This window comes from Prosthecobacter sp. (assembly GCF_049294395.1).
In the GTDB taxonomy this organism is placed as follows: Bacteria; Verrucomicrobiota; Verrucomicrobiia; order Verrucomicrobiales; family Verrucomicrobiaceae; genus Prosthecobacter.
Genome location: NZ_JBAQCR010000227.1, coordinates 1 through 9,141, shown reverse-complemented (window position 1 = coordinate 9,141; position 9,141 = coordinate 1). Strand labels below are relative to the sequence as shown.

Annotated in this window: 8 protein-coding genes and 1 pseudogene; 6 read left to right on the top strand and 3 right to left on the bottom strand. The window is 58.8% G+C overall.

The window, feature by feature from the left end:
• Window positions 1-89: 89 nt before the first annotated feature.
• Window positions 90-995, bottom strand: coding sequence for a PIG-L deacetylase family protein (locus tag WAW39_RS15835; protein WP_422320156.1), 906 nt, complete (start codon window positions 993-995; stop codon window positions 90-92).
• A gap of 40 nt (window positions 996-1,035) precedes the next feature.
• Window positions 1,036-2,523, bottom strand: coding sequence for an MFS transporter (locus WAW39_RS15830; protein WP_422320155.1), 1,488 nt, complete (start codon window positions 2,521-2,523; stop codon window positions 1,036-1,038).
• A gap of 147 nt (window positions 2,524-2,670) precedes the next feature.
• Here WAW39_RS15830 and WAW39_RS15825 point away from each other — a divergent pair, with 147 nt between their 5' ends.
• The 6 genes from WAW39_RS15825 (at window position 2,671) to WAW39_RS15800 (ending at window position 8,704) form a co-directional block, all read left to right on the top strand.
• Window positions 2,671-3,075 (top strand): BlaI/MecI/CopY family transcriptional regulator, encoded by a 405-nt coding sequence (locus WAW39_RS15825; RefSeq protein ID WP_422320154.1) that lies wholly within the window; start codon window positions 2,671-2,673, stop codon window positions 3,073-3,075.
• Window positions 3,076-3,104: 29 nt separating this feature from the next.
• Window positions 3,105-5,705 carry a M56 family metallopeptidase gene (locus WAW39_RS15820; protein ID WP_422320153.1) on the top strand — a complete coding sequence of 867 codons (2,601 nt, stop codon included), beginning with the start codon at window positions 3,105-3,107 and terminating at the stop codon, window positions 5,703-5,705.
• A 46-nt stretch (window positions 5,706-5,751) separates the two neighbouring features.
• On the top strand, window positions 5,752-6,777 hold the full coding sequence (locus WAW39_RS15815; RefSeq protein ID WP_422320152.1) for a methyltransferase: 1,026 nt from the start codon (window positions 5,752-5,754) through the stop codon (window positions 6,775-6,777).
• A gap of 52 nt (window positions 6,778-6,829) precedes the next feature.
• On the top strand, window positions 6,830-7,351 hold the full coding sequence (locus WAW39_RS15810; RefSeq protein WP_422320151.1) for a hypothetical protein: 522 nt from the start codon (window positions 6,830-6,832) through the stop codon (window positions 7,349-7,351).
• A 143-nt stretch (window positions 7,352-7,494) separates the two neighbouring features.
• Window positions 7,495-8,124 carry a hypothetical protein gene (locus WAW39_RS15805; protein ID WP_422320150.1) on the top strand — a complete coding sequence of 210 codons (630 nt, stop codon included), beginning with the start codon at window positions 7,495-7,497 and terminating at the stop codon, window positions 8,122-8,124.
• A 10-nt stretch (window positions 8,125-8,134) separates the two neighbouring features.
• Window positions 8,135-8,704, top strand: a complete 570-nt coding sequence (locus WAW39_RS15800; protein WP_422320149.1) for a transposase — start codon at window positions 8,135-8,137, stop codon at window positions 8,702-8,704.
• A 143-nt stretch (window positions 8,705-8,847) separates the two neighbouring features.
• Here WAW39_RS15800 and WAW39_RS15795 read toward each other — a convergent pair.
• Window positions 8,848-9,141: pseudogene (locus tag WAW39_RS15795) on the bottom strand (alcohol dehydrogenase); the annotation flags it as partial.

Below are 9,141 nucleotides of genomic sequence, written 5' to 3'. Positions count from 1 at the left end.
GCTGAGATGAGTTCGAAAACGGTTTTGTTAAAGAGGGACTCAGTGGAAATGCGATGCGAAGGAAACTTCAGAAATTCGGTGAGCGGGCATTACTTCGCCTCATAAAAAGGGAAGAGCTGCTTGATCTCTGCGGCGCTGGGGCGGCGGCCGTATTCGCAGACTTCGAAGGTCTCGGCGTATTTCACGGCCTTGCCTTTTTCTTCACCGTAGAGTTTGACCAGCAGGTCGCGGTACTTCTCTGCCTCGCTGCTTTGGCGTGCGCCCCAGCGGCGTTTGAGCCAGGCGCGGCGGGCCACTTCATCTGCGGCAGGAGGCACGTCTTTGGCGACGTATTCGGCGGAGCCGCTGGCACCGCCTTCGTAGGCCTGGGAGGTGAGTTCGTGGAGACCGTCGAGTTTTTGGTCGAATGAATCGTCCACGCTCACGGCGATGTCCGGCGTGAAGGGGTAGGGCTTTTGAAAGCCGTCGCTGGAATAGAGGAAGACGGGGTTCTTTTTCAAAAACGGCACGTCAGGAACGATGAAGGGGACGGTGACCATGAAGGCAGCGTCCTGGATCAGGACGCCGACATAACGGTGGTCGGGATGGTAATCCCAGGGGCGGTGGGCGATGACGATGTCCGCCTTCCACTCGCGAATGACGCGGGTGATGAGCTTGCGGTTTTCGAGTGAGGGGAGGAGTTCGCCGTCGTGGATGTCGAGGACCTGGGAGGTGACGCCGAGCTTTTTGGCGCAGGCCGCCACTTCTGCGGCGCGGCGCTGTGCGAGCGGGCCACCGGCTTCTTTCCAATGGCCGATGTCGCCATTGGTGACGGAGACGAGTTTTACGTGGTGGCCGAGGCGCGCCCATTTGGCGGCTGTGCCTGCGGTCTTGTATTCGGCATCATCAGGATGGGCGCCGAAGACAATGATGCGCAGCTTGCCGTCGTTTGGATCCTCCGCGTGGAGGGTGAAGGCGGCGAGGCAGAGGGCGAGAGAGAGGAGAGAGCGAATCATGGCGGCAGGAGTACGCCGCCATGACACAGACTCTCTCGGCTCAAGCCTCTTCCGCCTTGGGTTCTGGCAGCATGAAGCCGATGAGGAAACTCAGCACCACGATGGCGGTGGCGACGATGCCTGCGGCTTTGGCGACATGCATGGGCAGCATGGGGCCGGTGCCGGCGAGCATGGGGGCGACGAGATTGGTGGTGACGAAGGCCATGCTGGTGCCGATCATGCGACCGCCGACATTCGTGGCGAAACTGCCGCCGGTGCCGCGCAGATGCATGGGGAAGACCTTGGGCAGGTATTCACCGAAGTAGCTGAACTGAGCGACGGTGAGGAGTCCGCAGACGCCGTACGCCCAGAGGAAGCTATTGCCGCCCTGCTCGAAGAAGTAGAAGTAAGTCAGAGGCAGGATGATGAGCGCGGGGATCTGGAAGACCTTTAACAAGGCGACGCGGCTGATGCCGACGATGAGGAGGATGGCCAGTGCGATTCGGCCGACAAGGCCGCCCATTTCCTGGTAGAACTGCACGGTGTCGGCCATCTTTTTCACTTCATCGTTGATCGGCTTTTGCTGGCCGAAGTTGGCCTTGATCTGCGCGATGAGTTCTTTGCGGGCGGGGTCGGTGGCGGGGAGTGCATTGAGCTGTTTGTTGAGGTCTTCACCGGCTTTGCGCAGCGGTGCCAGGGCCTTGGACTGGGCTCTCAATTCCGGCAGGCCGGGGGTGACGCGTGACACGGTGACCTGGAGTGCACCGAAGGCGATGCCGTAGGCGCAGGCGGACAGGGCGGCTGTCACCAGGGTGACGCGGCGGAGCTCGGGGGCAAAGAGAGCGGCGAAGCTGGGGCGCTTGAGCGTGCCTGCGGCTTTCTTTTCCTTCCAGGCCTGGGATTCAGGCACGAATGGCAGGAGCAGGGCAATGGGGATGGCGGGAAGGATGCCCGTCATGAGGAGGTAGCGCCAGGTGGAGGGATCGTTTGATCCGAGGCCGGCAGGCAGGCCGATGTGAGGGAGATCCACGCCATGCTTGTTGATCCAGACGCTGACGAGCGTGACAAAAACACCGCCGAGCGAGGCGAAGGCCTGCGTGATGCCCATCCACTTTTCCTTCTGCTTTTTATCCGAGAAGACTTCCGCCAGCCAGGTGATGGCGGCGACGAACTCGACGCAGACGCCGATGAAGGTGGTGCTGCGGAAGAAGACGAACATGCCCAGCGAGGTGGAGTAGGCGGCGCAGAAGGGGGAGAAGGAGTAGAGGAAGATGCTCAGGGCCATGATCTTCTTGCGGCCGAATTTATCGACCAGCCAGCCGCCGAGCAGACCAAACACGCCACCGCAGAGTGCCGCGATCCAGAGGAGATTGCCCACCCAGGTGGTCACGATGGGGTTGTTCATCGGGAGCTTCAGGAGTTCGGCGATGGCCGGTGCCGCTACGAGGGGCGTCATCAGCAGCTCATAGGTGTCAAACAAGAAGCCAATGCTGGCGATGATGATGATGAGCCAGTGGGTGGTGGTGAATTTGGGTGCGGGAGAGGACATGGCGGGGCGATGCTGTCAGGAGATGGGAGGCAAGTCAACGGGCGGCGTGGGCGGAATTCATCAACGGGATTGATGGTGAGAAGACATCCTACATGTGTCGGAGTTTGGGCTCGACAAATCCGACATTTGTCGGCAAACTCGCGAAATATGGCTAAAAAATCACTCCCGCCGCTGTCCGCCGCCGAGCAGGCGCTGATGGACATTCTTTGGAAAAAGCATCCGTCGAGCGTGCTGGAACTGCTGGAAGTGGTGAACCAGGGGCGCAGTGACCCCGTGACGCGGAACACGCTGCAGACGCAACTGACGAGACTGGAGGCGAAAGGATGGATCAGCCGGGATGACTCGAGCCGCAGCCATGCCTATGAGCCTGCCGTGCCGGAGCAGCGTGGCCGCACGAGTGTGCTGGCGGATTTGAAGCAGCGCTTCTTTGGCGGCAGCAATCTGGCGCTGGTGCGCTGCCTGGTGGAGAGCGGCGACATCAGCGAAGAGGAGCTGGCGGAGCTGCGCAAATACGTGCGCAACAGCACGGGGAAGAAGGGGGAGGAGTCATGAATGCGGAGACTGTCAGCACGCTGAATTTTATGGTTCACAGTCTTGTGATCGGTGCGGCGGCGTGGCTGCTGGTGCGGTTTGTCATTCGTGATGCGCTGAGGCGCTGCATCCTGACGAATCTGGCGGTGCTGATGTGCTTGTATACGCCCTTTGACATCAGGGTGCAGGACCTGCTGCCGAAGAAGGAGGAAAGCGTGCCGGTGTGGACGCCGATTCGAGAGACTTTTAAGGCGGACTGGCGCGTGAGTGTGGCACCCGCAAAGGCACCTGAAATCAACATCACGGCCGAGAAGCGAGCGTGGGATGTGAATGAGATGGTGAAGGTGCTGCGCTGGTTGTTCTGGCTGGTGACTGCGGCCTTGTGGGTGCGTCTCTTGTACCAAAGTGTTCGCGTGCAGCGCTGGGCGTGGCGGCTGCGGCAGCCTACCTCTATAGAGTACGACAAACTGCCGGAGGACTTGAAGCGAGAGCGCGTGCGTGTCTTTGACCAGGAGGGGACGCCTTGTGTGGCGGGCTGGTTTTTTCCGGTGATCGCTATGCCTGCGTCCGCGTTTGAGAAACTCACGGCCCGGCAATGGCGCTGGCTTCTGCGGCATGAGGTGGAGCATCTGCGCCTGCATGACACGGTGGTGGTGCTGCTGCAAAACATCGTGCGTGCTTTCCTGTGGTGGAATCCTTTCGTGCATGCGCTCGTGGAAGAATATGCCCGGGCGCGTGAGGAGGCGTGTGATGCTGCGGCTGTTGGTGAGGGGCGCGATCATACGGCCTATGCGGACTTTCTGCTGGCCTGGGCTGGCCGATCTGCCCCGCAGCAAAACTGTGTGATGGCCATTGCTTATTCACGACCTGCGAAGAGGCTGAAGGTGCGGCTGGTGGTGCTGATGGAGGCGCGGGGTGTGAGGAAGAAGCTTGGGGCGCTGTTTGTGCTGGGGTGTCTGGCTTTCGCGGTGGTGGCGCCGGTGATTGCGGCGTCGTTCGGGATTGCGACCACCGCCACTGCGGCTGCGCAGGAAGTGGTGAAGACCAAGGCGGATGATGGTGGTGTGATGTACATGCGAGTGTACAGGGTGACTCCTGATTTTCTGAATGGAGATGCGGTCACGAAAGCTCCAGTGCCTGAGTTTATCGGAAAATCCGCGCGTCAACTGCTGGAGGAGCGAGGCATCCCTTTCCCTGAAGGCGCCTTTGTGATGTATAATCCGGCGACCTCGCAGCTGAGGGTGCGTCATTACAAGGCAGCTCACCATCAAATCGAAACGATCATCGATGACCTTAGCAGGCGGTCGCCGCTGGTGTATGTTCAGTGCAAACTGATCCAGGCAGAGAGTTACTATGGGATGCATGGCGGAATTTTGGGTGCTGATGAAGTGCAGCAAATGTGGGGACAGCTGCTGCAGAAGAAGGGCATCGACCTGGCAACCCTGCCAAGCATCACAGGGAAACTGGGCCTGGAGGCCATCGCTGAAGTCGTGCAGGAAGTGTTTCCTGGAAAAATAACGGAAGCCAATGCCAAGAATGCTCTCAAACTGATCGGGCCGAGCATCAAGGTCACAGCCAGTTCAACAGCGAACGGCAAAGCACTGGTAGCGGCGAAAGTGAGTCTGGGTGTCGATCCCGATGGATCGCATCCATGGCTGCCGCAAAAGGGGGACAAGCCGGTGTGGGAGCGGGTGCAAATCCACACTGCCGCCGCGCAGGCTGAACTGGGGAGCGGGGAGACACTGGTGATGCATCTGCCAACTTCGAAAAAGCATGTGACGGTTCTCATTACCGTCGAAGCGCTGAATCCGAAAGGTCAGAAGGCACCCAGTTTTGAAGCAACCGCGGTGATCAAGCCATCAATTACGGGTATTGATGTGCCAGACAAGGCCGCCCGCGAATGGGCCGTGCGTGTTTACCAAGTACCTGCTGACTTCCCCCGGGACAAGCCGCCGGTTGAAGTGCTCAAGGAGGCGGGATTTACATTCCCGAAACCGGCGGATGCGGAACTCAAGGATGGGAAACTCACGGTGCGCAACACCAAGCCAATCCTGGACCTCATTGAGGCATGGATCGATTTCCAGCGGGCCACGGCGAAGAAGATAGTGGTCACCACGGTGCATGCAGTAGAGATAAAGGGCGATTTTTTGAAGCTGCTTCGAGACTGGATTCCAGTGCCGCCCAGCGATCAAAAGCCAGCCGCCACCATGGACCCGCCGCCGTTATCCATTGCGGCGGCATCGCCAACCGAGGATGTGTTGCGACAGTTCACCGTGGCTGGTGTTTTCACCTCAGCTCAGTATGCGACGGTGCTGCAGCGGATGAGCGGGGTGGCCGACTACCATATGAAACTCGAAGTCTTGAAGCCGAAAGGCGATCCGGCATCCAAGCCGCAGGCGTATGTGCTGCCCGCCTTCATGGGTGGCAGCGGGATGACTGTGGAGGCGCAGATCGGCGGGGATGGAAACACCTTGAATTTCACGGTCAGCAACGATCCCAACATGACCAGGCGTTTCTCCACGGGACTGAGCGTCTGGGACGGCCAGACCTTCGTCATGGCCGCCCAGCCGACTGAAGGTGTGTCGCGCCTTCTGTTTATCACGGGACAAATGATCGCAAGACCGATCAAGGAAGAAGAGAAGAAAAAGTGAAATCAGATTTTGCTGCTCATGGGTGCCGCCTTCATCATGCGGCCTTATGTTTCACGACCTGACCTCTGCGCCTGCCACTGATCCGACCAACATCTACCGCTATCGTGACTGCCTTTATGGGGCGGACATGGTGACGGCGGCGTTGAGTGTGGATTTTTTCACGTGGCTGTCGGCGAATCCATCTTCACTGGCGGGCATCTGCGCGCACTTTGGTTTTACGGAGCGGCCGACGGATACGATGATGACGCTGTTTGCGGCGAATGGTTGGGTGAAGAATGAGGGCGGGGTTTTTCAGGCGACGGAGGTGACGCGTGAATTTTTGTGCGCGGGGCCGGTGTGGGATGTGAGGCCTTACTTTGCCTCGTTGCATGATCGCCCTATCGCGCGGGATTTTTTGGAGGTGCTGAGGACGGACAAGCCGGCGGGGTGGAGTGGTGACAAGGCGGCGTTTGACTGGCACAAGGCGATGGAACAGGAGGACTTTGCGCGGAAATTCACTGCGGCGATGGACTGCCGTGGCGTGCTGCTCTCGCAGGCTTTGGCGAAGAAGCTGGAACTTACTGGCCGAAGCTGTCTGCTGGATATTGGTGCGGGTTCGGGCGTTTACGGTTGTGCGATCACGGCGCAGCACAGGCACATGAAGGCCATCGCGTTTGATCAGGCGCCGGTGGATCGCATCGCGGGGAAATTGATCGAGGAACGCGGGTGTGCGGAGCGCGTGAGCGTGGCGACGGGCAACATGTTTGATGGCATGCCTGCGGGCTGCGATGTGCATCTTTTTTCCAACGTGCTGCATGACTGGGGCGTGCCGGAAGTGAAGAAGCTGCTGGCGGTTTCACATGCGGCTTTGCCGGCGGGCGGACTGCTCATCATTCATGATGCGTTCATCAATGCGGACAAAACGGGACCACTGCATGTGGCTGAGTATTCATGCCTGCTGATGCATTCCACGCAGGGGAAATGCTACAGCACGAGCGAGTATGCGGAGCTGCTGGATGAAGCGGGATTCACACCGGGTGAGTATCATGACACGGCGGTGGCGCGCGGATTCATGACTGCTATCCGACGTTAAAAATTAAATTGTGCAAAGAAACCGACTTGTCGTATCGTCTCAGTGTTCGCTTATGAAATTAATCACTCTGCTTTCCGTCCTTGCTCTCACTGCATCTCTTCGCGCTGAGACCACACTCACCATGACCGGCGTGCACAACTGCTGCGGCAGCTGCGCCAAGGGCATCACCAAGGCTGGCAGCATCGGCGAAGGTGTCACGATTGATGTGCCTGACAAGAGCACCACGGTGACGATCACCTCGAAGAAGAAGGGTGATGCCATGAAAGCCGCGGAGGCGATCATTGCCGCAGGATACTTCGGCAAGATCGAAGGTGGTGAACCTTCCAAGTCCGCCAGCAAATCCACGGCGAGCACGAAGCCGGAAGCGAAGATGACCAAGGCCACTGTTTCCGGTGTGCACCTCTGCTGCAAGAAGTGCGAAACCGCCGCAGCGAATGCGGTGAAGACTGTTCCAGGCATCACGAAGAGCGACATCGTCGCGAAGTCCACCTCATTCACTGTCGAAGGCGAGTTCACGAAATCCGAACTGACCGCCGCCCTCAATGACGCTGGCTTTGCCGGCGTCATCAAATAACTACCGCAACCAACAACGAGCGGGGCCGGGGTTTGCGAAAGCAGCCCCGGCTTTCTTTTTGTCTGTGAAAGAGGACTGAGACGGGCAACCGGGACGGTCGATTCATACCTTCGCCAGCGCGGATTCGACAAGGGGCTTGACGATTGGGCCTGCAACGTGGTTTTATCCTGCTTATGAACCAGAAAATCATATGGGCCTGCATCATCGGCTTGATTAGTGCGAGTTTGAATGTTGCGGGGCAGCAGCCGGACAAAGCGGCCAAGGAGAAGATGGAGAAAAAATATCCGTCTCTGCATATCCAGGCCAAAGTCGGCAAGCGAAACACTCCAGTCCCAGGATCGTCCTACATGATGACGATGACGATGACCCCGGAGATTATCATCGAGAGTGCCAAAACTCAGCCCATGGCTTCGGCTTCAGCCACCTTCCTGCTGGTGACCATGGAGACGTCGGCCAAATACGCACGCGGCCAAGAAGAGCTCATCATTGCGACTTCAGAGACGCAGGGAATCCCTGCGGTGGCCAAAGGCTCGCGTCGCAGCATTGAATTCAAATCATTGTCGACGCGCTATGATTCGGATCGTGACAGCAGCAATGTCGGCGGGCAGGAGTACAAGTATTACATCATGGCGGTGTTTGCTGATGACAATCAGTTCCTGCATTTTGAGACCAACTGCCCTGAGCTGTCGCGGCATCTGCAAGCGCATCCGGAGTTGAGGGTGAAGTTTCTTGGGATGAAACCGAGGGAGACGTTCAAGACGAATTTCAAGTGACGGTGGTGTTATGCCCCGTCGTCAAGATCAGCCGCCACCCTGGCCGCATGCTCCCACGCATCTTCTGGATGCCAGAGGCATCTACTTCGTCACTGCGGGCACGCATCTCAAACAGCACCATTTTCGTGATCCTGCCCGGCTCGAAGTCCTGCAACGTGGCTTGTTGACGATCACTCATAAGTTTGGCTTGAGGCTGGAAGCATGGGCGGTGTTTTCCAATCACTACCATTTTATTGCCAAGACCCCGCCGGATGTGGAGGGGGCGGAATCATTGCCCGTCATGGTGCGTGCACTGCATGGGCCGCTGTCTCGATGGGTGAACAAGCTGGATGGTACGCCGGAGCGCAAAGTCTGGCACAACTACTGGGAGACATTGCTCACGAAGCAGACATCGTATTTTGCGAGACTGAATTACACGCACAACAACGCGGTGAAGCATGGGCTTGTGCAGGTGGCGCGAGATTATCCGTGGTGCTCGGCGGCGTGGTTTGAGAGGGAGACCGCGCCGGCCATGGTGAGGGCGATTGAGCGGTTCAAGACGGAGCGGCTGAAGGTGGAGGATGATTTTCAGCCGGAGTGAGTGGTGGGGGCTGGGTGGGGGCCAGAATCTGGGGAATGGTACTCGTGGGAGGTTTGGAAGACAAGGGTGGCTTGTCGCTTGTGGGTGTGGCGAAAGCGGTGCTGAAGCACCGCACTCCGGGGACGCTGGCGCGCACGCAGGTGCTACAGAGCGGCGCGTAAAATCTGGACCAGATCGTCGTGCGTGAGCGAGACGGGATTTGCTTTCATGCTGCTGGCGGCGGCTGCTTTGTGGGCGATTTCGTTGAGATCGGTTTCGGCGATGCCCCACTGGCTGAGTTTGGGGATGAGCAGGCGTGCGGTGAGTGCGTGTAGGCAGGACACGGCATCGCCACCGAGCATTGCGTCGACTTGAGCGAACTTGGTGCGGTCTTGCACACGTGTGGAGTTGGCTTCCCAAACGGGGGCGAGGAGGGCGGCGCAGACGGCGCCGTGGGG

What these genes read in the sequence shown, in the direction of transcription:
- WAW39_RS15835 (WP_422320156.1), bottom strand. Translation starts at nt 995, where the DNA reads ATGATTCGCTCTCTCCTCTCTCTCGCCCTCTGCCTCGCCGCCTTCACC.
- WAW39_RS15830 (WP_422320155.1), bottom strand. Translation starts at nt 2,523, where the DNA reads ATGTCCTCTCCCGCACCCAAATTCACCACCACCCACTGGCTCATCATC.
- WAW39_RS15825 (WP_422320154.1), top strand. Translation starts at nt 2,671, where the DNA reads ATGGCTAAAAAATCACTCCCGCCGCTGTCCGCCGCCGAGCAGGCGCTG.
- WAW39_RS15820 (WP_422320153.1), top strand. Translation starts at nt 3,105, where the DNA reads ATGGTTCACAGTCTTGTGATCGGTGCGGCGGCGTGGCTGCTGGTGCGG.
- WAW39_RS15815 (WP_422320152.1), top strand. Translation starts at nt 5,752, where the DNA reads ATGTTTCACGACCTGACCTCTGCGCCTGCCACTGATCCGACCAACATC.
- WAW39_RS15810 (WP_422320151.1), top strand. Translation starts at nt 6,830, where the DNA reads ATGAAATTAATCACTCTGCTTTCCGTCCTTGCTCTCACTGCATCTCTT.
- WAW39_RS15800 (WP_422320149.1), top strand. Translation starts at nt 8,135, where the DNA reads ATGCCCCGTCGTCAAGATCAGCCGCCACCCTGGCCGCATGCTCCCACG.